Origin of the sequence: Rhizobium sp. Root1220, from assembly GCF_001426265.1 — a bacterium.
Classification (GTDB): Bacteria; Pseudomonadota; Alphaproteobacteria; order Rhizobiales; family Rhizobiaceae; genus Rhizobium.
Genome location: NZ_LMDG01000035.1, coordinates 233,504 through 258,356, shown reverse-complemented (window position 1 = coordinate 258,356; position 24,853 = coordinate 233,504). Strand labels below are relative to the sequence as shown.

General features: G+C 62.3%; 23 protein-coding genes, 1 pseudogene and 1 riboswitch. Of the genes and pseudogenes, 9 read left to right on the top strand and 15 right to left on the bottom strand.

The features are described from left to right. Positions 1–10 precede the first annotated feature (10 nt). The 5 genes from ASC90_RS24560 to ASC90_RS24540 all read right to left on the bottom strand — a co-directional run bounded on the left by ASC90_RS24560 (position 11) and on the right by ASC90_RS24540 (position 3,710). The gene (locus ASC90_RS24560; RefSeq protein WP_056546244.1) at positions 11–775 is read right to left on the bottom strand and encodes a 3-oxoacyl-ACP reductase; all 765 of its coding nucleotides are present in this window, start codon (positions 773–775) and stop codon (positions 11–13) included. Beyond that, positions 772–1,593, bottom strand: a complete 822-nt coding sequence (gene thiD / locus ASC90_RS24555; RefSeq protein WP_056546242.1) for a bifunctional hydroxymethylpyrimidine kinase/phosphomethylpyrimidine kinase — start codon at positions 1,591–1,593, stop codon at positions 772–774. The genes ASC90_RS24560 and thiD overlap by 4 nt, the downstream gene beginning before the upstream one ends. After that, the gene (gene thiE / locus ASC90_RS24550; protein ID WP_056546240.1) at positions 1,590–2,225 is read right to left on the bottom strand and encodes a thiamine phosphate synthase; all 636 of its coding nucleotides are present in this window, start codon (positions 2,223–2,225) and stop codon (positions 1,590–1,592) included. Before thiE ends, thiD begins: the two co-directional genes overlap by 4 nt. Beyond that, positions 2,222–3,028 carry a hydroxyethylthiazole kinase gene (gene thiM / locus ASC90_RS24545; RefSeq protein WP_056546237.1) on the bottom strand — a complete coding sequence of 269 codons (807 nt, stop codon included), beginning with the start codon at positions 3,026–3,028 and terminating at the stop codon, positions 2,222–2,224. The genes thiE and thiM overlap by 4 nt, the downstream gene beginning before the upstream one ends. A 48-nt stretch (positions 3,029–3,076) precedes the next feature. Continuing rightward, positions 3,077–3,173, bottom strand: a riboswitch (TPP riboswitch). A 72-nt stretch (positions 3,174–3,245) separates the two neighbouring features. Beyond that, positions 3,246–3,710, bottom strand: coding sequence for an Lrp/AsnC ligand binding domain-containing protein (locus tag ASC90_RS24540; protein ID WP_056546448.1), 465 nt, complete (start codon positions 3,708–3,710; stop codon positions 3,246–3,248). A gap of 127 nt (positions 3,711–3,837) precedes the next feature. Between ASC90_RS24540 and putA the strand changes: the two genes are divergently transcribed. Then, complete coding sequence (gene putA, locus ASC90_RS24535; protein WP_056546235.1) at positions 3,838–7,551, top strand: trifunctional transcriptional regulator/proline dehydrogenase/L-glutamate gamma-semialdehyde dehydrogenase; 3,714 nt, start codon at positions 3,838–3,840, stop codon at positions 7,549–7,551. Between the two features lie 99 nt (positions 7,552–7,650). On the opposite strand, the gene ASC90_RS24530 is transcribed toward putA, so the two are convergent. The 3 genes from ASC90_RS24530 to ASC90_RS24520 all read right to left on the bottom strand — a co-directional run bounded on the left by ASC90_RS24530 (position 7,651) and on the right by ASC90_RS24520 (position 9,542). Further along, positions 7,651–7,863 carry a hypothetical protein gene (locus tag ASC90_RS24530; RefSeq protein ID WP_056546234.1) on the bottom strand — a complete coding sequence of 71 codons (213 nt, stop codon included), beginning with the start codon at positions 7,861–7,863 and terminating at the stop codon, positions 7,651–7,653. A 112-nt stretch (positions 7,864–7,975) separates the two neighbouring features. Next, positions 7,976–8,884: a DMT family transporter gene (locus ASC90_RS24525; protein ID WP_056546232.1), complete on the bottom strand. Its 909-nt coding sequence runs from the start codon at positions 8,882–8,884 to the stop codon at positions 7,976–7,978. Positions 8,885–9,284: 400 nt separating this feature from the next. Next, positions 9,285–9,542, bottom strand: a complete 258-nt coding sequence (locus ASC90_RS24520) for a YMGG-like glycine zipper-containing protein (RefSeq protein WP_056546230.1) — start codon at positions 9,540–9,542, stop codon at positions 9,285–9,287. 222 nt (positions 9,543–9,764) lie between these two features. On the opposite strand from ASC90_RS24520, the pseudogene ASC90_RS24515 reads away from it, so the two are divergent. Both ASC90_RS24515 and ASC90_RS24510 read left to right on the top strand, forming a co-directional pair. Next, positions 9,765–12,164: pseudogene (locus ASC90_RS24515) on the top strand (glucan 1,4-alpha-glucosidase). Between the two features lie 126 nt (positions 12,165–12,290). After that, positions 12,291–12,998, top strand: a complete 708-nt coding sequence (locus tag ASC90_RS24510; RefSeq protein WP_056546228.1) for an ROK family protein — start codon at positions 12,291–12,293, stop codon at positions 12,996–12,998. A gap of 115 nt (positions 12,999–13,113) precedes the next feature. Here ASC90_RS24510 and pepT read toward each other — a convergent pair whose 3' ends face one another. After that, complete coding sequence (gene pepT, locus ASC90_RS24505) at positions 13,114–14,346, bottom strand: peptidase T (RefSeq protein WP_056546226.1); 1,233 nt, start codon at positions 14,344–14,346, stop codon at positions 13,114–13,116. A gap of 14 nt (positions 14,347–14,360) precedes the next feature. Here pepT and ASC90_RS24500 point away from each other — a divergent pair, with 14 nt between their 5' ends. The 4 genes from ASC90_RS24500 to ASC90_RS24485 all read left to right on the top strand — a co-directional run bounded on the left by ASC90_RS24500 (position 14,361) and on the right by ASC90_RS24485 (position 16,979). Next, positions 14,361–14,582 carry a hypothetical protein gene (locus tag ASC90_RS24500; RefSeq protein ID WP_056546224.1) on the top strand — a complete coding sequence of 74 codons (222 nt, stop codon included), beginning with the start codon at positions 14,361–14,363 and terminating at the stop codon, positions 14,580–14,582. A 14-nt stretch (positions 14,583–14,596) separates the two neighbouring features. Further along, positions 14,597–15,370, top strand: a complete 774-nt coding sequence (locus tag ASC90_RS24495) for a DeoR/GlpR family DNA-binding transcription regulator (protein WP_056546222.1) — start codon at positions 14,597–14,599, stop codon at positions 15,368–15,370. 48 nt (positions 15,371–15,418) lie between these two features. After that, positions 15,419–15,877: a YbaK/EbsC family protein gene (locus ASC90_RS24490; RefSeq protein ID WP_056546220.1), complete on the top strand. Its 459-nt coding sequence runs from the start codon at positions 15,419–15,421 to the stop codon at positions 15,875–15,877. Between the two features lie 88 nt (positions 15,878–15,965). Beyond that, positions 15,966–16,979 carry a Tim44 domain-containing protein gene (locus tag ASC90_RS24485; protein WP_056546218.1) on the top strand — a complete coding sequence of 338 codons (1,014 nt, stop codon included), beginning with the start codon at positions 15,966–15,968 and terminating at the stop codon, positions 16,977–16,979. Positions 16,980–16,994: 15 nt separating this feature from the next. On the opposite strand, the gene ASC90_RS24480 is transcribed toward ASC90_RS24485, so the two are convergent. Then, positions 16,995–17,660, bottom strand: coding sequence for a J domain-containing protein (locus ASC90_RS24480; protein WP_056546444.1), 666 nt, complete (start codon positions 17,658–17,660; stop codon positions 16,995–16,997). Between the two features lie 290 nt (positions 17,661–17,950). On the opposite strand from ASC90_RS24480, the gene panC reads away from it, so the two are divergent. Both panC and panB read left to right on the top strand, forming a co-directional pair. Beyond that, the gene (gene panC, locus ASC90_RS24475) at positions 17,951–18,826 is read left to right on the top strand and encodes a pantoate--beta-alanine ligase (RefSeq protein ID WP_056546216.1); all 876 of its coding nucleotides are present in this window, start codon (positions 17,951–17,953) and stop codon (positions 18,824–18,826) included. Then, complete coding sequence (panB, locus tag ASC90_RS24470; RefSeq protein WP_056546214.1) at positions 18,826–19,659, top strand: 3-methyl-2-oxobutanoate hydroxymethyltransferase; 834 nt, start codon at positions 18,826–18,828, stop codon at positions 19,657–19,659. Before panC ends, panB begins: the two co-directional genes overlap by 1 nt. 6 nt (positions 19,660–19,665) lie before the next feature. Here panB and ASC90_RS24465 read toward each other — a convergent pair whose 3' ends face one another. Genes ASC90_RS24465 through ASC90_RS24445 form a run of 5 tightly spaced genes read right to left on the bottom strand, consistent with a single transcriptional unit; the run spans position 19,666 to position 24,851 of the window. Then, positions 19,666–21,645 carry a 3-hydroxyacyl-CoA dehydrogenase NAD-binding domain-containing protein gene (locus ASC90_RS24465; RefSeq protein ID WP_056546212.1) on the bottom strand — a complete coding sequence of 660 codons (1,980 nt, stop codon included), beginning with the start codon at positions 21,643–21,645 and terminating at the stop codon, positions 19,666–19,668. 9 nt (positions 21,646–21,654) lie between these two features. After that, entirely contained in the window at positions 21,655–22,050 is a 396-nt protein-coding gene (locus tag ASC90_RS24460) for a RidA family protein (protein ID WP_056546211.1), read from the bottom strand. Next, positions 22,028–22,459, bottom strand: coding sequence for a thioesterase family protein (locus tag ASC90_RS24455; RefSeq protein ID WP_056546209.1), 432 nt, complete (start codon positions 22,457–22,459; stop codon positions 22,028–22,030). The genes ASC90_RS24460 and ASC90_RS24455 overlap by 23 nt, the downstream gene beginning before the upstream one ends. Positions 22,460–22,467: 8 nt before the next feature. Continuing rightward, entirely contained in the window at positions 22,468–23,655 is a 1,188-nt protein-coding gene (locus ASC90_RS24450; RefSeq protein WP_056546207.1) for an acyl-CoA dehydrogenase, read from the bottom strand. 14 nt (positions 23,656–23,669) lie between these two features. Then, positions 23,670–24,851: an acyl-CoA dehydrogenase family protein gene (locus ASC90_RS24445; RefSeq protein ID WP_056546205.1), complete on the bottom strand. Its 1,182-nt coding sequence runs from the start codon at positions 24,849–24,851 to the stop codon at positions 23,670–23,672. Positions 24,852–24,853 lie beyond the last annotated feature (2 nt).

Below are 24,853 nucleotides of genomic sequence, written 5' to 3'. Positions count from 1 at the left end.
GGGAAGCGCCTCAGCCGAACACCAGGCCGCCGTCGACGATGAGGTTCTGTCCGGTGACGGCGCGGGCCCAGGGGCTGGCGAAAAAAAGCACCGCGTCGGCGGCTTCCTCGGGCGTGGTCACCTGCCGAAGCGGAGTGCTGGCGGCGATCAGGTCGAAAACCGCCTCCGGTGTCGCGCTGCTGGCGGCGGTGGTTCTCAGCAACCCACCAGAGACCATGTTGACGGTAATGCCGAGCGGGCCGAGTTCAGCCGCCGCGGTGCGGGTCAACGACAGCAGGGCGCCCTTGGCGGCTGTATAGTCATGATAGGGGACGACCGGGTTCTGGAAGAGATTGGTGCCGATCGTGACGATCCGCCCGAAACCGGCTGATGCCATGGCCGGGCGGGTTGCCTGAATGAGGTTCAACGCTCCCTTCACCGCCGTGTCGAGCTGGGATGTCATGTTCTCCCACGTCAACTGATCGAGCTTCGGGCGGGCATCGCCGTTGAAGCTGAAATCCGTCAGGGCGTTATGCACGACCGTCGTCGGCGCGCCGAGGGTATCTTCTATCTCGGCGACCATGCGCTGAACGGCGTCCGGGTCGCGGACGTCGGCCTGGAACGCTCGCGCACGATCGCCGAGGCTCTCGGCCAGGCTCTTGGCCTCGGCCCGGCTGTTGCGATAGTTGATCGCGACCTTCGCGCCTTCGCGGGCAAATGCGGTGGCAATGGCTGCCCCCAGGCCGCGCGCGGCACCGGTGACGATGACCGTCTGTTCGCTGATCGCCGATGTCATTGGGAATGTCCTTCTCTCATCTGCCAAAGTTCGTGAAAATGTTGGACCGGCCCGTGCCCGGAGCCGACGGACAACCCGTCAGCATGCGCGACAGCCAGGGCGAGGTAGGCCTTCGCATCCGCCACCGCCGTGTGCAGCGGCGCCCCCTTTGCAAGCTCGGCGGCCAGCGCGCTCGACAGCGTGCAGCCGGTGCCATGGGTGTTCGCCGTTGGTACCCGTGCCGCCTCGAACCAGCTCAGGCCGGCAGCTGTCGCCAGCACGTCCGGGCTCTCGTGGCCGGACAGATGGCCACCCTTGACCAGCACCGCCTCCGGGCCGAGCGCGCGCAGGCCTTGCGCCTGATCCGCCATTTCCGCGCGGGTCTCAGCTGAGGATCGATGCAGCAGCGCTGCAGCCTCGGGCAGGTTGGGGGTCAACAGCGTCGCGAGCGGCAGCAGGCGGCGGGTGAGGACATCGACCGCAGAAGGATCGAGAAGGGCGGCACCACCCTTGGCGACCATCACCGGATCGAGGACGATCGGAATCCCTTTGTGCGGCGCGATCGCATCGGCGACCGCTTCGGCGATTTCCGCGTTGGCAATCATGCCGATCTTGATTGCATCGACACGCACGTCGGCGAGGACCGCCTTGATCTGGTCTCCAACAAAGGCGGCGGGAACCAGATGGACGCCGGAGACACCCTGGGTGTTCTGTGCCGTCAGGGCGGTCAACGCCGCCATGCCATAGACGCCGCGAGCCGAAAATGCCTTCAGGTCCGCCTGAATTCCGGCGCCACCCGAGGGGTCGGAACCGGCGATGGAGAGAACGTTGCGGATCATCTGCGGACCTTTCCGATGTTTTCGGCGATGAGGCGGGTTGCTGCTTCGGGATCGGCCATTCCGCAGATCGCTGAGACGACGGCAAGGCCGTCGGCGCCAGCTGCAAACGCCCGCGGGACATGCGACGCCTTCAGCCCGCCGATAGCGACGGACGGAACGGGGCAGAGCTCTACGAGGCGAGCAAGACCATCGAAACCGATCGGCTGCTTGTGGTCCGCCTTCGTCGGCGTCGCAAAGACCGGGCCAATGCCGGCATAATCTACGATTGCCGGATCGACCGCCGCCGCAAGCGCCTCGGTTTCCACCGAAAGCCCGAGGATCATGTCGGCCCCGATCCGCGTGCGGGCGGTGCGCGCGTCCATGTCCTCTTGCCCGATGTGCAGCCCGTCGGCGCCGATCGCGATCGCTGCCTCGACGTCGTCATTGATGATCAGTTTTGCACCTGTGCCTGAGAGCACCGCCTTCAGCGCCCGTCCGGTTTCGATCAGCATCGCCGTGCCGGCGTGCTTGTCACGCAGCTGGACGATCGTCGCGCCGCCAGCAACAGCGGCCCGTGCCGTCTCGACCATGCCGATCCCGGCGCAGAGTTCGGGATCGAGGACGAGGTAGAGGGAGAGATCGAAATGTTTCATGCCATCCGGATCCTTGCGCGGTCGTCCAGCGCCGGACCATCAAGCGCGGCAAGCGCATCGAGAAGGCGCCATGAGAAGGAGCCGGGACCTTCGGCCCTGTGGGCCGCGTCTTCACCGACGACGGCAAAGGTCGCGAGGGCCGCAACAGTCGCTTCGAGCGGCAAATCCGGGCGAACGGCAACAAAGGCACCGACAAGGCAGGTGAGCGAGCAGCCAAGCGCGGTGACTTGCGGCATAAGGGGCGAGCCACCCTCGATGCGCACGGCGCTGTCGCCATCGGTAACGAAATCAACAGCGCCGGTGACGGCGACGACGCTGCCGTGGGTTCGCGCCAGCAGCCGGGCGGCAGCCTCGGCGTGACCATCCACGGCATCGCCGCTATCGACGCCCTGTCCACGGCCTGTGCCACCGGCTAGCGCGATAATCTCGGATGCATTGCCACGAATGACCGTGGGGCCAAGTGCCAGGAGTGCTTCCGTCGCCTCCCGGCGAAACGCCGTCGCGTAGTGCGCGACCGGATCGAGAACCCACGGTTTACCGATATCGTTTGCCGCTGTCGCAGCGGCCTGCATGCCCCTAAGCCAGCTCGCCGAGAGCGTCCCTATGTTGACCGTCAGTGCGCCTGCGATACCGGCGAACTCGCCGGCCTCCTCTTCGGCATGCACCATCGCAGGCGACGCGCCGGTGGCGAGCAGCACGTTGGCGGCAATATTCATTGCAACGAAATTGGTGATGCACTGGACGAGTGGTGGGCGCTCGCGCAAGGCTGTCAGCAGGGTGCCCGGTGAGGTCTGGTCTGGCATATTGCCCCTTTCAAGCGGGGCGAGGCGCGGGAGACGCACGCAAGATGCGGCAGGTCCCGAGCGACTCCCTCCGCCAGCATGATCTGGTTCAGGTTCAAAGGGTGCTTCTCAGCCCACCTTTCGGCGGACGCCCCTGTCTCTCATCACCGATCTTGTCGCAGACAACGGATGAGCTGTCACTACAAAAAATGTGGGCTTGTTCCGCGACGACGCCAATTCAGGCGCCGTTCTCCTTGATCGCTTCCATGGCGACAAACGTGGAGGTGCTGGACACGAAGGGGAGGCTCGATATCTTCTCGCCAAGCACGTGGCGATAGTTGGCGATGTCGGAGGTGCGAATCTTGAGGAGGTAGTCGAAGGCGCCGGCGATCATGTGGCATTCCTCGACCTCCTGAAGTTTCCTCGCCGCAACGTTGAATGCATTCAGGGCATGCTCGCGGGTATCGGAGAGCTTCACTTCTGTGAAGGCCACATGGTTTCTGCCGAGTTTCTTGACGTCGACGATTGCGCGAAAGCCGAGAATGTAGCCATCCTCGATCAATCGCTTTAGTCTCACCTGGCAAGGCGTATTCGATAGTCCGACCCTCTTTGCAAGGTCGGTAATCGACATGCGTCCGTCCGCAACCAGAGCCTCGATGATCTTGTGATCGAATTGGTCGATTTCCCTGCCACTTGCAACCATATTCACAAATATACCCTCTGTCTTGCGCCGCAATTGGGAAAATATCGTCAGATGGTGCTGCATTCAAGTGAAATTGCCTTTTTGAGTTCTGTTATGATTGGTTCACGTTCTGATCAGGAGCAAAGAGATGACGATCCGCAGCGGCACGGTGACGACCGAGGCCACCATTCAAAAGCCGAAGGGCGCCGTAAATCCATTCGAGGGCTTTGCGCCGCCGATCCAGCCGCAGAGCGATTTGCGCCGCGCCATAACAGCTTCCTACCGTACGCCTGAAACCGTCTGTGTTCCGCGGCTTGTCGAGGCTGCAAGTCTTCCCGAGAAGGTCAAGCAGGGCGCTGCGGCAACGGCACGCAAGCTCATCGAGGCGCTTCGCGCCAAGCACAAGGGCACCGGCGTCGAAGGGCTTGTGCACGAGTATTCGCTGTCGAGCCAGGAAGGTGTGGCGCTGATGTGTCTTGCCGAGGCGCTGCTGCGCATTCCCGACAAGGCGACGCGCGACGCGCTGATCCGCGACAAGGTGGCCGAAGGGGACTGGAAGGCGCATCTCGGCGGTGGCCGTTCGCTGTTCGTCAACGCGGCAACCTGGGGGCTCGTCGTCACCGGCAAATTGACTTCCACTGTCAACGACCGCAGTCTTTCCGCCGCACTGACGCGGTTGATCGCACGCTGCGGCGAGCCGGTGATCCGGCGCGGCGTCGATATGGCGATGCGCATGATGGGCGAGCAGTTCGTCACCGGCGAAACCATCGACGAGGCGCTGCAACGCGCCAAACCGCTCGAACAGCGCGGGTTCCGCTATTCCTATGACATGCTCGGGGAAGCCGCGACGACGGGCGCCGATGCCGAGCGCTATTACCGGGACTATGAGGCCGCGATCCACGCGATCGGCAAGGCATCGGATCGCCGTGGCATCTACGAGGGACCCGGCATCTCCATCAAACTGTCGGCGCTGCATCCGCGCTACTCGCGCGCTCAGAGCGCCCGCGTCATGGGAGAGTTGCTGCCGAAGGTGAGGGCGCTGGCGCTGATCGCCAAGTCGTACGACATCGGCCTGAACATCGATGCCGAAGAAGCCGACCGGCTGGAACTGTCGCTCGACATTCTGGAGGCGCTGTGCCTCGACGAGGATCTTTCCGGCTGGAACGGCATGGGCTTCGTCGTTCAGGCCTACGGCAAGCGCTGCCCCTATGTGCTCGACTACATTATCGATCTTGCGCGCCGCGCGGGCCGCCGCATCATGGTGCGGCTGGTCAAGGGCGCATACTGGGACGCGGAAATCAAGCGCGCCCAGGTCGACGGACTGGAGGACTTTCCGGTCTTCACCCGCAAGATCTATACCGACGTCTCCTATATCGCCTGCGCGAGAAAGCTGCTGGCGGCGACGGATGCCGTCTTCCCGCAATTTGCCACGCACAACGCCCAGACGCTGGCGACCATCTACCACCTCGCCGGTTCCGACTATCATGTCGGCAAATATGAGTTCCAGTGCCTGCACGGGATGGGAGAGCCGCTCTATGACGAGGTCGTGGGCCGGCAGAACCTCAATCGCCCGTGCCGCATCTACGCCCCCGTCGGCACCCATGAGACGCTGCTCGCCTATTTGGTGCGTCGCCTTCTCGAAAACGGCGCCAACTCCTCATTCGTTAACAGAATAGCCGATCCCAACGTCTCCATCGACGACCTCGTCGCCGATCCGGTCGACACGATCGCCAGGATGACAGTCGCCGGCCAAAGGCATGACAAGATTGCGCTTCCAGCTGATCTCTACGGCGCCCGCCGCAATTCCGCCGGTCTGGATATCTCCAATGAAGCTTCACTGCGGGCGTTGACGGAGGCACTGGAGACGAGTGCGACAAGGGCATGGTCGGCAACGCCCACGCAGGAGGTGGATGCCGGGCAGGCAGCGCGCGACGTCCTCAACCCTGCTGACAGGCGCGACGTGGTCGGCAGCGTGCGCGAGGCGAGCACAGCGGAAACGGCCTTGGCCGCAGCGACCGCCCTGAAGGCCGCGCCGGCCTGGGCCGCGGTATCCCCAAGCGCGAGAGCAGCGCTGCTTGATCGTGCTGCCGATATCATGCAGGCACGGATGGAGATCCTTTTGGGATTGATCATTCGCGAAGCCGGAAAGTCGGTGCTGAACGCGGTCGCCGAAGTGCGGGAAGCGATCGACTTCCTGCGCTACTACGCGGAGCAGGCCCGTCGAACGCTCGGCCCGTCACATGCGCCGCTCGGCCCCGTCGTCTGCATCAGCCCATGGAACTTCCCGCTCGCGATTTTCACAGGACAGGTCGCCGCAGCACTGGTGGCCGGCAATCCCGTTCTTGCCAAGCCCGCCGAAGAAACCCCGTTGATCGCCGCGGAAGGCATTCGCATCCTGCATGAGGCAGGCGTTCCGCAGGACGTTGTCCAGCTGGTGCCGGGCGACGGACGGGTCGGAGGGGCACTCGTCGCAGCACCGGAAACGGCAGCGGTGATGTTTACGGGATCGACGGAGGTCGCTCGGATCATTCAGGCCGAACTTGCCAAGCGTTTGTCAAAGACCGGCAAGCCGATCCCGCTGATTGCCGAGACCGGGGGTCAGAACGCGATGATCGTCGATTCCTCGGCGCTCGCCGAGCAGGTCGTCGGCGACGTCATAGCCTCGGCCCTCGACAGTGCCGGGCAGCGCTGCTCGGCGCTACGCATTCTCTGCCTGCAAGAAGATGTGGCCGACCGGACGCTTGCGATGCTGAAGGGTGCCTTGCGCGAACTCTCGATTGCCAACACCAACAGGCTGGCTTCCGACATCGGCCCCGTGATCACGGCGGAGGCGCAAGGGATCATCGAAGCGCACGTCGACACCATGCGCAGCCTCGGCCTGACCGTCGAGCGCGTCGCCCTGCCGGAGGAAACGCAGCATGGAACTTTCGTCGCGCCGACGATTATCGAAATCAACCAGATATCGGAGGTGAAGCGCGAGGTTTTCGGCCCGGTGCTCCACGTCATCCGGTGGCGTCGCCAGGATCTTGACCATTTGATCGACGAGATCAACGGAACCGGCTACGGCCTGACTTTCGGGCTTCACACGCGCCTGGATGAGACAATTGCGCATGTGACGTCGAAGATAAAGGTCGGCAACATCTACGTGAACCGCAACGTCATCGGCGCGGTGGTCGGCGTCCAGCCGTTCGGCGGACGCGGCTTGTCCGGAACGGGGCCAAAGGCCGGCGGGCCGCTCTATCTGGGCCGGCTGGTCACGACCCCGCCGATCCCGCCGCAGCACAGCTCCGTCTACAGCGATCCGGCTCTCTCCGACTTCGCAAAATGGCTAGGCCAGCAGGGCTTCACCGAGGAGGTGGAAATGGCGCGCCACCTGGGGAGCCAGTCGGCGCTGGGCCTGGAGACCGAACTTGCAGGCCCAGTCGGCGAGCGCAACATTTACGCGCTTCACCCCCGCGGAACGATCCTCTGCGCTCCGGTTTCGCCGACCGGTCTTCACAGACAGGTGTCATCGGTGCTGGCCACCGGCAACAGCGCGGTCATCGATTGCGACGACGGGCTTCGCAGCAGTTTGAGCGGTATCCCGGCGAGCGTCGCACAACGCATTTCCTGGGCAAGCGCATCCGCACCCACGGAATCGATGTCAGGAGCCCTGATAGAAGGAAACGCGGATCGCGTGTCCGCGATGCTTGTGAAGATCGCCGAGATGTCGGGGCCGTTGCTGCTGGCGCAGTCGGCGTCGACGGAGGAGCTTATGCGAGATCCGGAAGCCTATTGCCTCAACTGGCTGCTCGAGGAAGTGTCGACATCCATCAACACGGCCGCTGCCGGCGGAAACGCCAGCTTGATGTCGATCGGCTGAGCCAGGCGTTTGGAAAAATACCCTTCGCGGAGGATATCCGCGTGGGGTCTGGGCTTCCAGCACAACTAGGTCCGGGTCCAGTTGCGCCGCGTGGCCCGGCTATGGATTCGGGTTTTTCGCGAGTTGCCACTCGCCTGTCTCATCGATCGCGACGCGCTTGTTGCCGCGGTAGAAGATTGGAAGCCCGGTGTTCTTGTCCATGGAGAAACGGCTGGGTGTGAATTTTTCGTTCTCATGTCCCTGAATGGCGAGCCCGAGCGCCTCCTTGAATTTGCCGGCCTTGCACAGGCTAGTGAAGAGAGTTTGATCCATGGTGGCAGCCTTTCAAATCGTTCCTCCATTGCCTGACAGCGTCATGTGATCGGGTCAACCACTAACACGCGTTGCTATAGGCTCGATCAAGCCGATGACCGTCGTCCCGACGTCATTCCATCCGCTCATTGCGGGCATCTTGACGCTTGGTTGCCAAGGGTACCCCAGAGAACAGGCCGATGATGACAATCGCGGCAAAGATAAGAGCCGCGCCAACCATCGTGGTTGGTGTCGGTCGCTCGCTGAGCACCACGTAGGCTCCAATCGCGCCAAAAACGCTCTCGCCGGAGACGAGCACGGCTGCGGTCGATGCCGTCGTGTAGCGCTGTGCGACGGTCTGCAGGCAAAAGGCTGCGGCGGTGGACAAGAGACCGAGGATCGCCAGGTCCGGTGCCGCCGATGCGATGGCCGAAACCGAAGCATTTTCCAGAAGCAGAGCCGGAGACAAGACGACTACCGTGGCAAATGCAAACTGGACAAGGGCAGTACGGAAGGGGTGGCCGAAGCGCTTTGCGTGATATCCCAGCGCCACCATCCAAAGCGCATAGAAGATAGCGGATGCGAGGCATATGAGGTCGCCCCATCGAAGGGCATCAAATCCGGCGGGGCCGTTTGCCATGAAGAAGACGCCGACCAACGTTATTGCCGCGGCTGCAAGGCCAAGCCTGCCGGTGACTTCGGCAAGCAGGAGCCATGCAAAGAGCGGCGTAAGAACGGTTGCTGTGTTGACAAGGAAGCTGGCGTTGGTCACCGTTGTCGAAACGTAGGCCGTCTGTTGCAGGGCAATCGCGGTCGCGAAGGCGGCAGCGACCGTGACGGCGCTTTTCCACCATCCAGTTTCCCGCTCCAGGCTGCGTTCAACCCAGGCGAGTGGCAACAGGACGACCGCGGCGATCGCGCAGCGCAGGCAGGTAGCACTCAACGGCCCGAGGTGTTCGAGCACGGTCTTCTGGGATATGTTTCCAAAGCCCCAGAAAGCGGCCGCAAGAATGAGGGAGAGATGAGCCCAGGCCCGGGTCATCGCGGGTGTCTCGCGATCTGCTCGGACACTACCGCTGCAGAGCGCACCGTTGCACAAACCGTACGCCACGGTGAAACGAGATCGGTATCGATGACGCGAACCATCTACTACCTCGTCTGCGTGTGAAGTGTATCCAGAAGCGGAACGGGCGCACCGGGCGCCTCGATTAACGGCTGTATGCCGAAATGCTAATGCAAGTGAGGATACGCGATCGCCAGCCCAATGCAACACTTTCGGTTGCTTTTGGCCAAGAATACGCCGTGGCGTTGTCAGGGGCGGAAATTGCGGTGTAGGGGAACGGATTGGTCAGCACTCGGCGCTGGCCGCCAGCATGGGCATCCGCGCAACGCGAAGCCGCCCCTCCTTGCGGGAGAAGCGGCAGTTTGTTCAGAGGCGTGCGTTAGCGGCAACGCGCCTCGTAGGTCCGGCCATAGCGATCCCTATATACGCAGTAGCCACGACGTTCCGTTGAGCGACCGATCAGGGCGCCTGCGACACCGCCAGCGACGGCACCGATGGCAGCGCCTTCCCAACTGCCGCCAACGACACCGCCGATAATGGCGCCGGAGCCGGCGCCTATTGCGGTTCCCTTCTCCGTCGCCGTGCAGGATGCAAGAGCGCCTATAAGAGCGCTGGCAAGCGCGACATTTCTGATCATTCTGGTCCTCCCAAGGGTGTCGGTATGTCAGTGTGCCGGGAGGAAACTAGATCGGCAATCGGGAAATTCCATAAATCTCAGAGCGCTTGCGGGCAGCCGGCATCAACTGTCCGATCTCGACAGTTATCAACTAAGCTGCTTTCTTAGGTGCAAGACAACAGAGCGTCCGGGCGAGGACCGAAGCCGACCTTCGCAAACGAGCGTCAATGAGGGAGGAAATCATTGCCCCAGTCCTGTACTCCACCGGGCGCGCCCGGAATAGCTCCGCGCTGGACATCGAGCGCCAAGACAGCAGTCGGCCGGGCCGCGGGCCAAGCTGGCCGCGTGTGGTTCACCGCGAGCCACGGAATTCTGAACGAGGTCTACGCACCACGCCTGGACCAGGCGAGTATTCGGGATTTTGGGTTCATCGTGACGGCGCAAGACTATTTTTCGGAGGAAAAGCGCGACACCCGTCACACTGTCGAGACCATCGAAGATGGTGTTCCCGCCTTTCGCCTCGTCAACACATCCGCGGACGGACGCTATCGGATTACCAAGACGATCCTGACAGACGCCGATCGTGAAGTCGTTTTGCAAGACATCCACTTCGAAGCACTGATCGGCCAACTCTCCGACTACCGCCTCCACGCACTCGTCTCGCCCCATCTGGTCAACGGCGGTGCGAACAATACGGGCTGGTACGATGAGTTCAAGGGTCACCCGATGCTCTTTGCGCAGGGGTCCGGCCGCGCGCTCGCCGTCGCTTCGTCGGTGCCCTGGCTTGCCCGATCGGTCGGCTTTGTAGGAACCTCCGATGCCTGGCAGACGCTGTCGCGTGGTGAGGGGCTGCGGGAGGACTATCAACTCGCCGAAAACGGAAACATCGCCCTCGCAGGCACGATAGACCTGGCGATTGCCGAGGGTCGCGCTTTGATCGCGCTCGGCTTCGGAACGCAACCGGAAGAGGCTGCGCTGAGGGTCCTGCTCAGCCTGCAGCAGGGAATAGAACCCGCGATGAAATCCTACCGGTCCGGGTGGAGCAGGTGGCAGCGCGGACTTATTCCTCTCGACGAGCCTCCTGACCCGTGCGAACTCAATCGTTACCGCGTCAGCACGGCAGTTCTGGCGACGCATCGGGACGACGATTCGGGCGCAATTATCGCGAGCCTTTCCATTCCGTGGGGGTCGTCCAAAGGCGATGACAACCTGGGCGGATACCATCTTGTCTGGACCCGCGATCTCGTCGAGGCGGCGAGCGGACTCCTGGCTGCCGGTGCCGCCGACGACGCACTTGAAGTGCTCGACTATCTTGTCGCAACACAGGAGGACGATGGCCACTGGGTGCAGAATTCCTGGCTTGACGGCCGGCCGTACTGGAGCGGAATCCAGATGGACGAAACCGCCTTTCCGATCCTGCTCTATGACATGCTCTTGCGGGCGGAAGTGATCGATCCATCCGACGCCGGACGCTACGATGGCATGATTAGGGCGGCCGCCGGATACATCGTGCAAAACGGCCCTGCCACACAGCAGGATCGATGGGAGGAAGACGGCGGCTATTCGCCATTTACCCTTGCCGTCGAGATCGCGGGACTGCTGGCAGCCGCCGACGCAATGGACGCTGCCGCCGACGGGCCGGTCGCCCGATACCTCAGAGAGGTCGCCGACAGCTGGAATGAACAGATCGAAAACTGGACATACGCGACCGACACTGCCCTTTCCTAAGACCTCGGCATCGAGGGCTACTACATGCGCATCGGCAGCTTCACAGGAGAAGGTCACTGGCGCTCGCCGGCATTGGTCCCTATCAAGAACCGCAGCGACGCCGCAATGACGCTCGAAGCCGGACTGCTTGTCAGCCCGGACGCCTTGGCACTGGTGCGCTTCGGTCTGCGTGCGGCGGACGATCCAAGGATCGCCAACACGGTCACAGCGATCGACTCGCTCCTGAAGCGCGATCTCCCGGCCGGACCCTATTGGTACCGCTACAACGAAGACGGGTACGGCGAAGGGGAAGACGGCTCACCGTTTGACGGAGTAGGCATCGGTCGCTTGTGGCCGCTCCTGACCGGCGAGCGCGCGCATTTCGAAATTGCCGCCGGAAGGATGGACGAGGCGAAGCGCCTGCTGGCAGCCCTCGAAGCCTCTGCCAGCTCGGGAGGGCTGTTGCCCGAGCAGATCTGGGACGAGCCGGACATTCCCGAAAAGGAACTTTTCCTGGGCCGTCCCTCGGGAAGTGCCATGCCTCTGGTGTGGGCCCATGCCGAGCACATAAAACTGCTGCGATCCATCAAGGACGGCGTCGTCTTCGACATGCCGCCGCAGACGCTCGACAGGTACGTGAAAAACATCCCAGCGCCGGTACGACGGGTCTGGCGCCCGAACCTGATGATAGACACGCTCGGTGTCGGACGTATCTTGCGCCTGGACCTTCTCGAACAGGCCGTCGTGCGCTGGTCCGCGGACGCGTGGGAGACGGCCAGCGATTTGGTTACCGTGGCCACAGGGGTGGGAACATATATCGCCGATGTGCCGAGTGCGAACCTGCCCATCGGCTCGACCGTGTCATTTACAATTTTCTGGACCCAAAGGGACACATGGGAGGGTCGCGACTTTCAGATCGAGGTGACGCAAGCCTAGACAACCGGGCAGCCCGAAGCACTTGCCGCTTGGACCGGTGTCCTATGTTAAGAGGAAGCCCGTCTGCTCAACGGCGGTCCACTCGCTTCAAAACGCAAATACATCCGCACAAAACAGGATACTCCGATGGATGCGCCCGCCAGAGAAACGAAAACCGGCCTGGATACGAAAAAGGTCCTCGCCATTGACCTTGGCGGTTCGCATGTAAAGGTGCACCTCAGCACCGGTGGCGAAAAGCGGAGCGTGGCGTCAGGCCCCAAGATGACACCGGACGCGATGGTCAAGGCGGTCAAGGAGATGGCTGAGGGCTGGGACTACGACGTCATAGGAATGGGATACCCGGGTCCCGTCTTACAGAATGTGCCATCCCTCGACCCTCACAACCTTGGGCCGAGATGGAAAGGGTACGACTTCGGGAAAGCGTTCGGCAGACCCGTCCGGCTGGTGAACGATGCGCTGCTGCAGGCGATCGGCAGCTATCAGGGGGGCAGGATGCTCTTTCTCGGCCTGGGAACGGGACTTGGTTCGGCGGTGGTGGCAGACAATGTCTGCTTGCCGATGGAACTTGCTCATCTTCCTTACAAGAGAAAACAGACCTTTGAGGACGTCGTCGGGTTCCGAGGTTTGACGGCACGCGGAAAGAGCAAGTGGCGCAAGTCCGTCGTCGATGTCACGCAACGTCTGAAAGCGGCTTTCCAACCGGATTACATCGTCATTGGCGGCGGTAACGTCGACAAGCTCAAGGAGATGCCGGACGGCTGCCGTCGGGGAGACAACGAGAACGCGTTTCTCGGCGGTTTCCGGGTTTGGCTCGACCCGACGTTGAAACTCTGAAGCAGGGGCGGGATATTTACTCCCAACCCCGCGCACGGGAAGTAAGGCAATCGGCACGTGCTACCGAACTGCTTTGACGGCACGAAATCCTTAGCGCGACATTGCGTTCCGAAGGCTACGCCCGTTCCTCCCAGACCTTTGCCAGTTCGACAATGGTCCTTGCGGCCTTCTCCATGTCTTGCGAGCTCACCCATTCCCGTGGCGAATGGAAAGCGTGGCCGCCGGCGAAGATGTTGGGGCACGGCAGGCCCATGAACGAAAGGCGCGAGCCATCCGTGCCGCCGCGAATGCTGCCGCTCACCGGCACCATGCCGGCACGTCGGACGGCCTCGATGGCGTTTTCGACGATCTCCGGATGAAGGTCGAGGACGGTCTTCATGTTGCGATATTGCTGCTTGACCTCGAAGGTGTGGGACGAGCCGGGAAAGCCCGCCATAACCTCCTTCACCAGCGTTTCGAGAAGCACTTCCTTGGCGACAAGGCCTGCCTCCTCGAAGTCGCGGACGATGAGACTGATAGCCGCCTTTTCCATCGAACCGGTGACACCGGTTGGATGGATGAAGCCTTCGCGCCCGGCCGTCGTCTCCGGCGTCGCGTCCTTGGGCAACCGGTCGATGATGGCGCCGGCAATCTTGATGGCATTCTCCATCTTGCCCTTGGCAAAGCCCGGATGGATGGCGACTCCCTCGACGGTGATTTCCACGCCATCGGCTGAAAAGGTCTCGTCTTCGATATGCCCTGCCGTCGCTCCATCCATGGTGTAGGCAAAGCGCGCGCCGAGCTTTGCCAGATCGACCTTGTCCACCCCGCGCCCGATTTCCTCATCGGGCGTAAAGAGCAGCTTGATGGTTCCGTGCCTGATGCCCGGATTGTCGACTAGGATCTGCGCTGCCGTCATGATTTCGGCGATCCCCGCCTTGTCGTCGGCGCCGAGCAGCGTGGTGCCGTCCGTTGTGATGATGTCGTTGCCGATCTGGTCCTTGAGGGCGGGATTTTCGCTGACACGAATGATCTGCTTCGGGTCCCCCGTGAGCTGGATGTCGCCACCGCGATAATTGGCTACGATCTGCGGCCTTACGCCCGTCCCCGTAAAGTCCGGCGCCGTATCCATGTGCGAGCAGAAGCAGATGACCGGCACGGCCTTGTCAACGTTCGACGGTATGGTCGCATAGACGTAACCGTGGTCGTCCAGATGTGCATCGGGCAGGCCGATCGCCAGCAGTTCCTCGACCAGAAGACGGCCCAGGTCTTTCTGCTTCATGGTCGACGGTTGTGTCGATGACACAGGATCTGACTGGGTGTCGATAACGACGTAGCGGAGGAAGCGGTCGGTCACGGTGTCGGTCATGGGAGGTCCAATGCATGTTCAGCAACGAAAGTGATATAACCCGCGTGTGTGTTGTCGTGAATGCATTTTCGCGCGACAGCGGGTTTTATCGGCGGTGGGAAACCAGTTTGCTGGCCTTTCGCAGGCACGTCGAAGCGACAAGATCGAAACCGCCTGAAAGCGATCGGACGATCATGCTTTGCGGCGCTACCGCCCTCTGTTATGCATTTTCAATCTCTGAAACGAAACAGAAGTGAAAGAGTCGGTGCCAATGTTCCTGAGCGATCGCCAAGCGGAAATAGTCGGGATGGCCAAGTCGAGGGGGCGTGTTTTTGTCGAGGAGCTGGCGGCGCATTTTTCGGTCACGCCGCAGACGATCCGCAAGGACCTCAACGATCTCTGTGACGCGCAGATCCTGACGCGGGTGCATGGTGGCGCGACCTTTCCGAGCGGCACGGAGAACGTGCAGTACGAGGCACGGCGACAGATTGCGGCAGCTGAAAAACAGGCAATCGGTGTTGCCGCGGCAGGTCTGATACCGAACAACGCCTCGCTCTTCATCAATATCGGAACGACGACGGAGGCCGTCGGCGAGGCGCTGACAAACCATCAGGAACTGATGGTCATTACCAACAACATCAATGTCGCCAACCGGTTGAGGCTGCTTCCGACGATAGAGGTTGTTATTGCCGGCGGTGTCGTGCGCGGATCCGACGGTGGCATCGTCGGGGAGGCGGCCGTCGATTTCATCCGGCAGTTCAAGGTCGATTATGCGGTCATCGGGACATCCGCGATCGACGAGGATGGCGCCTTGCTCGACTATGATTTTCGCGAAGTGAAGGTCGCGCAGGCCATCATCGCCAACGCCCGCCATGTGATACTTGTCGCAGATTCCACCAAGTTCGAGCGGACCGCCCCGGTCAGGATCGCGCAGCTTCCGCAGGTGCATACCTTCATAACCGACCACTGCATCACACCCTCGATCCGCCGTCTGTGCCAGGAAAACAGCGTGAAGCTGATCGAGACAGGGGTTGCTCATGACTGAATCACCATTGGGGTTCATTTCGAACCGCTCCTGCGCTAGCGTTTGCCCATGAGTCTAGAAACCGTCCGCGCGTTTTTCAGTACACATGCTCCCGACATAGAGATCATCGAGACGCCGGGAAGCTCGTCGACGGTGGCCCTTGCCGCCGAGGCGCACGGCGTCGATCCGGCGCAGATCGCCAAGACGATCTGCCTGCGGGTCGGGGATGAAACCATGCTGGTCGTCGCCAGCGGTCTTGCTCGTCTCGACAACCGGAAATTCAAGGATACGTTCGGCGGCAAGGGCCGGATGCTTGGACCCGACGAGGTTGTCGAGGTGACCAGCCATCCGGTCGGCGGTGTCTGCCCTTTCGGACTGCCGTCACGGCTTCCCATCTATTGCGACGTTTCCCTGAGGCGTTTCGATGAGGTCGTGCCTGCGGCCGGCTCGACCAATTCGGCCGTTCGCATATCGACTGAACGGCTGGCCGAACTGACGAGCGCGACATGGGTCGACGTCTGCCAGTGAGGAATCTCACCTCCCGCGCTTCAAACACGGGAGTGCCGTACCTATATACGTGCCGACATCTATCATTTGTCATGACAGGAGAGTTTGGATGCCTCGTGCCGTTTTGCGTTTTGCCAGGATTGCGGCGATTGCCGCTCTGACGGGCGTTACCGTTTTTGCGTCCATCGGCGATGCCGATGCGCGCCGCGCCGGGGGGATGGGGTTTGGCAGCCGGGGTACGCGTACCTTTCAGGCGCCGCCGGCGACGAGCACTGCTCCATCGCCTGCCGCTCCGATCGAACGATCGATGACACCTCGTCCGCAAGCCAATGCACCCTATGCCGGCCAGCAGCCGCTGAATGCGCCGAGGCCCGGCCTGTTTAACGGCTTCGGCCGGTCGATGATCGGCGGCCTGATTGCCGGTGGTCTTCTCGGCATGCTGCTCGGCCATGGTTTCGGCGGTGGCTTCGGGTTCCTTGGCATGCTGTTGCAATTCGCGCTGATTGCCGTCGCAATCTCATTTGCGGTACGTTTTTTCGCAAACCGCCGTCAGCCTGCCTTGGGCTCTTCGGGCCAGAGCAACGCCTATAACATGGCTTCGAACGGTAACTCTTCATTCCGGATTCCGTCGATTGGCTCCGGTGCTGGTGCTGCTGCGGCAGCCGGCCTTGGGCAGCGACAGGCAAACGCAAAGCCGATGGACGAGATCGGGTTGAACCAGCGCGATCTGGATGAGTTCGAGCAACTGCTAACAGAGGTGCAGACGGCCTATGGTAAGGAAGACTACGGCACGCTGCGTCAACTGACGACGCCGGAGGCCATGTCCTACCTTGCCGAAGAGCTCGGCGAGAACGCCACCAATGGCGTTCGTAACGCGGTGTCGGATGTCAAGCTGCTGCAGGGCGATATTGCCGAAGCATGGCGGGAAGACGGGCTGGACTACGCGACACTTGCGATGCGCTACTCGTCGATCGACGCAATGGTCGAGCGGACCAACGGCCGGCTTGTCAGCGGCGACAACACCCGCCCGACTGAAACGACAGAGGTTTGGACCTTCACGCGCCGGGAGCGAAGCGATTGGAAACTCGCCGCCATCCAGGGCACGGAGCAACGCGCCGCCTGACGACAGGCGGCGACCTCAACCTTCCTGCGCAGCGGGGACGATCCAGAGCGGGCGTTCTTCCCGCTTGGCGCGGGGAGCGGGAGAGGCTTCTCCTTCGACGAGAAGTAGCTCGTCGTTTTCCTGCACGTCGACCTCATAGCTGTAGTCGTAAAGCATTTCGCAGGCGCGCTCGCTGGCCTTGATCTTGGCTTCCGTTTCGCCGATCGCCGTCGCGATCGCCTTGATGCGGGCGCGGAGCATCGAGCCGAGAATATCGGTGGTGGGCCGCTTCTCAAGGCGTTCCAGATGATGTTCGATACGCGACGAATGGCGCTCCAGCTCCCGTTTGCTGAACCGGGCCTTGCGCATCTCCTCCGAGAGATCGGTTCGCATGCGCGCCAGCGGGTCAAACGTGCCCGGCTCGCGTTCGTCCAGCGTCAATTGATTGACCAGTTTCTCGATGACGATCAGAGCCTGCAAGTCGACGGGATCGGCTAGCTCGACATCGTAGCCGGTATCGTCGAACACTTTTCTGCGGACAGGATCCAGCAGCAGCTCGTATGCCTTCTGCACGCGGCTGAACGCTTCGGGATCGCCACCCGAATCAGGATGCGTGGTTTTTGCCCGCCGTCGGTAGGCGGCCTTGACCTGATCGTCCGTTGCATCCCGCCGGACGCCGAGAATCTCATAAGGATTGGTCACCATCCCTCCGTTGTTGTTCGGACACTGCGTGAAACCCAAGAATGGCATTTCGTCCATCGAGCGACTTCTTCTACCATCAGTGGGGCGGAGTTTGGACAAAAAGAATGAACAAAGTCGAGTGATACGGGTGTTGCACACAAAGTGCACGGCCACGCGATAGTGCGTATATTGCAGGTCGCTTAATCGATATAATGGCGCCGTCCGCGTTGACGCATTTCGGCAAATCGAGTTCTATCCGCCACCGCTTGTCCGGCCTGCGCTGCAGGATTGGCAGTTCGGAGGAGGTTCGCATGCAGGTTATCCGGACGATCGCGGAGTTACGAGATTGCCTCGCGGCTTTTCGCCGCGCAGGAAGAGCCATCGGTTTCGTGCCGACCATGGGCTTTCTGCATGTTGGCCATATGGAGCTTGTTTCGCGCTCCAAGTCTGAAAATGACGTGACGGTCGTGTCGATCTTCGTCAATCCGCTGCAGTTCGGTGCAAAGGAGGACCTGGCGAAATATCCGCGCGATCTTGCCCGCGACAGTGCCGTGCTCGAGGAGGCGGATGTCGATGTGCTGTTTGCTCCCGACGCGGCGGAGATGTACCCGCAACCAATGCTTACCGTTGTCGATGTTCCGAGTCTCGGCAACCGCCTGGAGGGCGAGGTTCGGCCCGGGCATTTCGCAGGCGTTGCGACAGTGGTCACCAAGCTGTTCAATCTGGTGCAGCCGCAGGCCGCCTATTTCGGGGAAAAGGATTTCCAGCAGGTCACGCTGATCAGGCGCATGGTCGAAGACCTCGCCCAGCCGGTTCGGGTCGTTGCCGTGCCGACCGTTCGGGAAGCCGACGGCCTCGCCTGCTCGTCACGCAATGTGTATCTGAGCGAAAACGAGCGGGCGGCAGCAGTAATCGTGCCGAAAGCGCTCGAAGAGGCCGAACGGCTTTACGCTGCCGGCTGTGACAATGCCGCAACCCTGGAAGCGGCGCTCACTCGATTTATCGCATCTGAACCACTGGCGGTTCCGGAGGTGGTTGCCGTGCGGCATCCCGACAGCCTGGAGCCCCTGACTTCGTTGCAATCGGGGCCTGCGCTCGTCGCTTTGTTTGTCCGCATTGGCGCGACACGACTTCTTGATAACCGCGTGGTCGGCATCAAAACCGCCAGCACGACGAGGGCGGCATAATGAGCACTCATGGCAGGCCGAAGCGGCTGACGACGGCGGCGATCCGATCCATGAAGGGAGGCGAGCGCGTTGTCTGCCTCACCGCCTATACGACGCCGGTCGCGCGCCTGCTCGATCCGCATTGCGATCTTCTGCTCGTCGGCGATTCGCTCGGCATGGTGCTCTACGGAATGGAGACGACGGTCGGCGTCACGCTCGACATGATGATGGCACACGGCAAAGCGGTCATGCGCTGCGTCTCGCATGCCTGCGTCATTGTCGATCTGCCGTTCGGAACCTACCAGGAATCGAAGGAGCAAGCCTTGCGGAATGCGGTCCGCGTCCTGCAGGAGACCGGTTGTGATGGCATCAAGCTAGAGGGCGGCGAGGAGATGGCCGAGACCATCGCATTCCTGACCGCAAGAGGTGTGCCGGTATTCGGTCACGTCGGACTGATGCCGCAACTGGTCAACACCGCCGGCGGCTTCCGTTCGCTCGGTCATTCGGAGACAGAGGCGGCGAAGATCCGTCGTGATGCCTCAGCAGTCGCTGATGCCGGTGCGTTCGCCGTTGTCGTCGAAGGTACCGTCGAACCGCTCGCCCGTGAGATCACGGCGGCGCTTGCCATTCCCACCATCGGTATCGGCGCGTCGCCGGCCTGCGACGGGCAAGTGCTGGTCTCCGACGACATGCTCGGGCTTTTCAACGATTTCCAGCCGCGCTTCGTCAAGCGGTTTGCCGATCTGAGCCCATTGATCTCGCAGGCTGTCGAGAGCTACGCCACGGAGGTCCGTGGCGGGCTGTTCCCCGGCCAGGAGCATACGTTTCAGGTCAAGCGGCCGGCCAAGACCTGACCGGGACTACACCGCCGCCGCGTTCGTCGTCTCTGCCGCAAACATCGGGCCGCCCCTGTGGGCTGGAAAACCATAGCCGTTGATCATCACGAGATCGATGTCGCTTGCACGTGCCGCGATGCCCTCCGACAGAAGCGAGCGACCCTCGTCGGCCATCGCGGTCAGCAGCCTTTTCACGATCTCGCCCGGCACAGGCGAACGAGGGGCAATGCCTTTCCTCGCCCGCTCCGCGACGATGAGGGCGGTCACGTCGGGATCGATTGTTCTTTTTCCATCGGGATAGGCATACCAGCCTTGTCCGGTCTTCTGGCCAAGGCGCCCGGCCTCGCAGAGGCGGTCGGCAATCTCGAAGTAGCGCGCGTTCGGATCGCGCGTTGCTGCCTGCCGCTTGCGACGCGCCCAGGCGATGTCCAGTCCGGCCATGTCCGAGACGGCAAACAGCCCCATCGGAAATCCGAAGGCTTCCATCGCCTGATCGACCTCGTGCGGCAGGGCGCCGTCCTCTACCATGAATTCTGCCTCGCGCCGGTAGGCGGAAAAGATGCGGTTGCCGATGAACCCCTCGGTCACGCCGCAGACGATGGCAAGCTTGCCAAGGCGTTTCGCAAAGGCGAGCGCCGTCGCCAGTACGTCGCTCTGCGTGCGTGTGCAGTTCACCACCTCCACGAGCCGCATGATGTTTGCGGGCGAGAAGAAATGCAGCCCGACGACGCGCTCGGGGCGGCGGGTTGCCGCGGCGATGGCGTCGGGATCAAGGTAGCTGGTGTTGGTGGCCAGGATCGCGTCGGCCTGCACGACCTCGTCGAGGCGCCGGAAGAGGTCAGTCTTGACATCGAAGTCATCGAACACCGCTTCGATGACAAGATCGGCGTCGTGAAGGGCGCCGAGGTCCGAGGCGACGGTCAGCCGGCGCAGCCGCTCATCCCGACCGGCCGCGTCGAAACGGCCGGCCTGCACTGCCTTGTCGAGAAGTCCGGCTATGCGCTCCCGTCCTTTGGCGGCACCTTCGACGCTCTGTTCGACGCCGATAACCCGATAGCCGGCATTCAGCGCCGATACGGCGATACCGGAGCCCATCAAGCCGGTGCCGACGACGCCGACGCATTCGATGGTTCTCGGCGTGGCTTTTTCCAGGGCCTCGACCTTTCCCGCAGCCCGCTCGGCAAAGAAGACATGTCGCAGGGCTGCGGCCTCCTGAGAGTCCCGCAGGCGAAGGAAGGTCCGCCGTTCCTCGACAAGACCATCCGCGAATGGGAGCGTCAGCGCAGCCTTCACCAGCCGCACCGCCTCACCGGGGGCGGTTTGCCCGCGCGCCTTGGCAAGTATCTTCGCGGCGGCCGCATCAATGTCGGCATCGCTGATCCGCGTGGCGACAAGCTCACCGGTCCTGCGAAGGTCCTTGCCGGTCAAGGCCTCAACAAGGGCGATCGCCTCTGCGGTCAGTTCCTCGGGAGCAATTCGGTCAACCAGGCCGACGCGGAGTGCTTCGCTCGCCTTCACCGAGCGGCCGGTGCCGATCATCTCCACAGCTGTGGTGACACCGACCAGACGCGGCAGGCGCTGCGTGCCGCCGGCACCCGGGACGATGCCGAGCTTGACCTCCGGCAGTCCGAAGCTCGCTGTCGGCGAGGCAACGCGTCCGTGACAGGCAAGCGCCAACTCGCAACCGCCTCCGAGCGCCGCACCGTTGACTGCGGCGACCACCGGCTTGCCGAACTGCTCCAAGCGGAGATAGACATCCGGCAGAAAAGGCGCTTCGGGTGGCTTGCCGAACTCCCTGATGTCGGCGCCGCCGACGAAGGTCTTGCCTGCACCCGTGATGACGATGCCTCGGACGGTATCCTGGGTGGCATAGTCGAGCGCAGCCATCAATCCTGTCCGGACGCCGAGTGAGGTGGCGTTGACGGGCGGATTGTCGATCAATACCAGCAGAACGCCGTCCCTTGTCGTCGCCGAGATGGAGTCAGAGAAGGTTAGCGTGTCCATGGGGAGATCCTATTCCGGGATGACGGCCGTCGCCTGGATTTCGATCTTGGCGCGATCCTCCATCAGCGCCACGACCTGAAGTGCCGCCATCGCCGGGAAATGCCGGCCAATGGTTTCGCGATAGGCCTGACCGATACCCTTCAGATTGCCTAGATACTCTGCCTTGTCGGTAAAGTACCAAGTCATCGAGGTGATATGCTGCGGCTTGGCGCCACCTTCGGCGAGCACGGCAACAACATTCTTCAGCGTCTGGCGCACCTGCTCGACAAAGTCGTCAGTTTCGAATTCGCAACGTTCGTTCCAGCCGATCTGGCCGCCGACGAAAACCATACGGCCCGTCGCTGCCATACCGTTGGCGTATCCAATCGGCTTCACCCAGCCTTCAGGCTGCAGGATCATGTGCATCAGTCGTCTCCAGGTGGTGTGTCAGCGCGGCGCGGATATCGTCCGGCCATGCAAGTGATTGGTGGGTGTCGAGCGAGGTTGCGACAACGCGATGGCGGGCGGTCCAAAGTCGCTTGCCGTTCGCCGAGACAACATGCTCCAGATCGAGCGAGGAACGGCCAATGCCACGAACCGCAATCTCGAATTGGAGTTCGTCGCCCTGGAAGCCAGGTGAGGAAAAGGTCAAGTCCAGCCGCAAGGTGGGGATTCCGATCCTGCGGTCCGCTATCAGCGCCTTCCAGGGAAAGCCGAGCGAGGCAAAATAATCCTCCAGCACCCCGACGAGGATGTTGAGGTAGGACGGGAAATAGGCGATCCCCGAGGGATCGCAGTCTCCGAACCGCAGCGGCCTTGTCATACGAAACCCCACGGCCTGCCTCAATTCGCGAAAGCGGCGATGCCTGTGATGGCGCGACCGAGGATGAGGGCGTGGATGTCATGCGTACCCTCGTAGGTGTTGACCACCTCGAGGTTGACGAGATGTCGTGCGACCCCGAATTCGTCGGAGATGCCGTTGCCGCCGAGCATGTCGCGAGACATGCGGGCTATCTCCAGCGACTTTCCGCAGGAGTTGCGTTTGACGATCGAGGTGAGCTCAACCGGTGGATGGCCATCTTCCTTCATTCGGCCGAGCCTGAGGCAGCCCTGCAGCCCGAGCGTGATCTCGGTCGCCATGTCGGCGAGCTTCTTCTGGATCAGCTGGTTGGCGGCCAGCGGCCGGTCGAACTGTTTGCGGTCGAGCGTATACTGCCGCGCCTTGGCGTAGCAGTCCTCGGCGGCCCCCAGCGCGCCCCAGGCAATGCCGAACCGGGCGGAGTTCAGGCAGGTGAACGGTCCCTTGAGGCCGGAGACGTCGGGTAGCAGGTTTTCTTCCGGTACAAACACGGCGTCCATCACCACTTCACCGGTGATCGAGGCACGCAGGCCGACCTTGCCGTGGATGGCTGGGGCCGTCAGGCCCTTCCAGCCCTTCTCGAGGATAAAGCCGCGGATGATGCCATCCTCGGTCTTTGCCCACACGACGAAGACGTCGGCGATCGGGGCGTTGGAGATCCAGGTCTTTGCGCCGGTCAAGCTGTAGCCGCCGTCGACCTTCTTCGCCCGGGTGACCATCGAGCCCGGGTCCGAGCCGTGGTTGGGTTCGGTCAGCCCGAAGCAGCCGATCCACTCGCCGGTGGCCAGCTTCGGCAGGTATTTCTGCTTCTGTGCTTCCGAGCCGAAGGCGTCGATCGGCACCATGACCAGCGACGACTGCACGCTCATCATCGAGCGATAGCCGCTGTCAACGCGCTCGACCTCGCGGGCGATCAGGCCATAGGCGACGTAGCCAAGGCCGGCGCCGCCATATTCCGGGGCGATCGTGGGGCCAAGCAGGCCGAGTTCGCCCATCTCGCGAAAGATGCCGGGATCGGTCTTTTCATGGCGAAAGGCGTCGAGCACGCGCGGCGCCAGTTTCTCCTGCGCATAGGCATGGGCGGTGTCCAGCACCATGCGCTCCTCGTCCGTCAGTTGCTCGACAAGCCGAAACGGATCGGACCAATCGAATACGGCGCGTGAATGTGACATTCCTGGATCTCCCATCATTTGGTCTTGAGGAGTTCGCGCGCGATGATGAGCTTTTGCACCTCGGTTGCGCCTTCATAAATGCGCAGCGCACGGATCTCCCGGTAGAGTTTCTCGGTAATTTCGCCTGTTCGCACGCCGCGACCGCCAAACAACTGCACCGCGCGGTCGATCACCGATTGTGCGGTTTCCGTCGCGGTCATCTTCGCCATCGCGGCTGCCTGCGTCGTCGGCAACTTCTGCACGTCGCGCCGCCAGGCTGCTCTGTAGGTCAAAAGTGCTGCGGCGTCGATCCCGGTGGCCATATCGCCAAGGGCGGCTTGCGTCAGCTGGAGATCGGCGAGCGTTGCACCGAACATCTGCCGTGCCCTTGTATGTGCCAATGCTTCGTCGAGCGCACGCCGGGCAAAGCCCAGCGCAGCGGCGGCGACCGAAGCCCGGAAGATGTCGAGGGTGCGCATGGCGATCTTGAAGCCTTCACCGGGATTGCCAAGCCGGCGCGACGCGGGGATGCGGCACCCCTCGAAACGGATCGTCGCCAGCGGATGCGGTGCAATCACGTTGATGCGCTCGGCGATCGAAAAGCCGGGATCGTCGGCAAAGACGACGAAGGCGGAGATGCCGCGCGTCCCGGGCGCCTCGCCGGTACGCGCGAAGACGGTATAGACATCGGCGATGCCGCCGTTGGAGATCCAGGTCTTTTCGCCATCAAGGACATAGTGGTCGCCATCGGCGCGCGCCGCGCAGGCCATCGCCGCGACGTCTGATCCCGCCTCTTTCTCGGAAAGTGCAAAGGCCGCAAGCCATTCTCCGCTGCGCACCTTCGGCATGACAGCGGCGCGAAGTGCCGGCGAGCCACTGAGGCCGATGGCGCCGGTTCCGAGCCCCTGCATCGCGAAGGCAAAGTCGGCCAACCCGTCGTGCCAGGCAAGGGTTTCGCGGGTCAGGCATACGAGCCGTGAATCGATCAGGGGGTCCGTCTCGGAAACGCCGGTTGCGGCGGTCAGGATGCCCGCATCGCCCAATCCCCTGACGAGTTTGCGGCAAGCTGCATCGACATCGGCGTGATCGATCGCTGCCAGCGCCTTCGAGGTGGCGAAGGCATCGAGGCGGCCTGCGTGATCGCGATGGCTGCCTTCGAAGAAGGGCCAGTCAAGATGATCCCGGGACGGGCCGGTCAATGTGGTGGGCGTGCTCATCG

Bases quoted from the DNA above. Each gene is read 5' to 3' on its own strand.
- ASC90_RS24530 (WP_056546234.1), bottom strand. From the start codon at position 7,863: ATGGATCAAACTCTCTTCACTAGCCTGTGCAAGGCCGGCAAATTCAAG.
- panB (WP_056546214.1), top strand. From the start codon at position 18,826: ATGAGCACTCATGGCAGGCCGAAGCGGCTGACGACGGCGGCGATCCGA.
- ASC90_RS24510 (WP_056546228.1), top strand. From the start codon at position 12,291: ATGGATGCGCCCGCCAGAGAAACGAAAACCGGCCTGGATACGAAAAAG.
- ASC90_RS24560 (WP_056546244.1), bottom strand. From the start codon at position 775: ATGACATCGGCGATCAGCGAACAGACGGTCATCGTCACCGGTGCCGCG.
- ASC90_RS24500 (WP_056546224.1), top strand. From the start codon at position 14,361: ATGTTCAGCAACGAAAGTGATATAACCCGCGTGTGTGTTGTCGTGAAT.
- thiD (WP_056546242.1), bottom strand. From the start codon at position 1,593: ATGATCCGCAACGTTCTCTCCATCGCCGGTTCCGACCCCTCGGGTGGC.
- ASC90_RS24460 (WP_056546211.1), bottom strand. From the start codon at position 22,050: ATGCACATGATCCTGCAGCCTGAAGGCTGGGTGAAGCCGATTGGATAC.
- ASC90_RS24465 (WP_056546212.1), bottom strand. From the start codon at position 21,645: ATGGACACGCTAACCTTCTCTGACTCCATCTCGGCGACGACAAGGGAC.
- putA (WP_056546235.1), top strand. From the start codon at position 3,838: ATGACGATCCGCAGCGGCACGGTGACGACCGAGGCCACCATTCAAAAG.
- pepT (WP_056546226.1), bottom strand. From the start codon at position 14,346: ATGACCGACACCGTGACCGACCGCTTCCTCCGCTACGTCGTTATCGAC.
- ASC90_RS24495 (WP_056546222.1), top strand. From the start codon at position 14,597: ATGTTCCTGAGCGATCGCCAAGCGGAAATAGTCGGGATGGCCAAGTCG.
- ASC90_RS24525 (WP_056546232.1), bottom strand. From the start codon at position 8,884: ATGACCCGGGCCTGGGCTCATCTCTCCCTCATTCTTGCGGCCGCTTTC.
- thiM (WP_056546237.1), bottom strand. From the start codon at position 3,028: ATGCCAGACCAGACCTCACCGGGCACCCTGCTGACAGCCTTGCGCGAG.
- ASC90_RS24445 (WP_056546205.1), bottom strand. From the start codon at position 24,851: ATGAGCACGCCCACCACATTGACCGGCCCGTCCCGGGATCATCTTGAC.
- thiE (WP_056546240.1), bottom strand. From the start codon at position 2,225: ATGAAACATTTCGATCTCTCCCTCTACCTCGTCCTCGATCCCGAACTC.
- panC (WP_056546216.1), top strand. From the start codon at position 17,951: ATGCAGGTTATCCGGACGATCGCGGAGTTACGAGATTGCCTCGCGGCT.
- ASC90_RS24485 (WP_056546218.1), top strand. From the start codon at position 15,966: ATGCCTCGTGCCGTTTTGCGTTTTGCCAGGATTGCGGCGATTGCCGCT.
- ASC90_RS24490 (WP_056546220.1), top strand. From the start codon at position 15,419: ATGAGTCTAGAAACCGTCCGCGCGTTTTTCAGTACACATGCTCCCGAC.
- ASC90_RS24540 (WP_056546448.1), bottom strand. From the start codon at position 3,710: ATGGTTGCAAGTGGCAGGGAAATCGACCAATTCGATCACAAGATCATC.
- ASC90_RS24520 (WP_056546230.1), bottom strand. From the start codon at position 9,542: ATGATCAGAAATGTCGCGCTTGCCAGCGCTCTTATAGGCGCTCTTGCA.
- ASC90_RS24450 (WP_056546207.1), bottom strand. From the start codon at position 23,655: ATGTCACATTCACGCGCCGTATTCGATTGGTCCGATCCGTTTCGGCTT.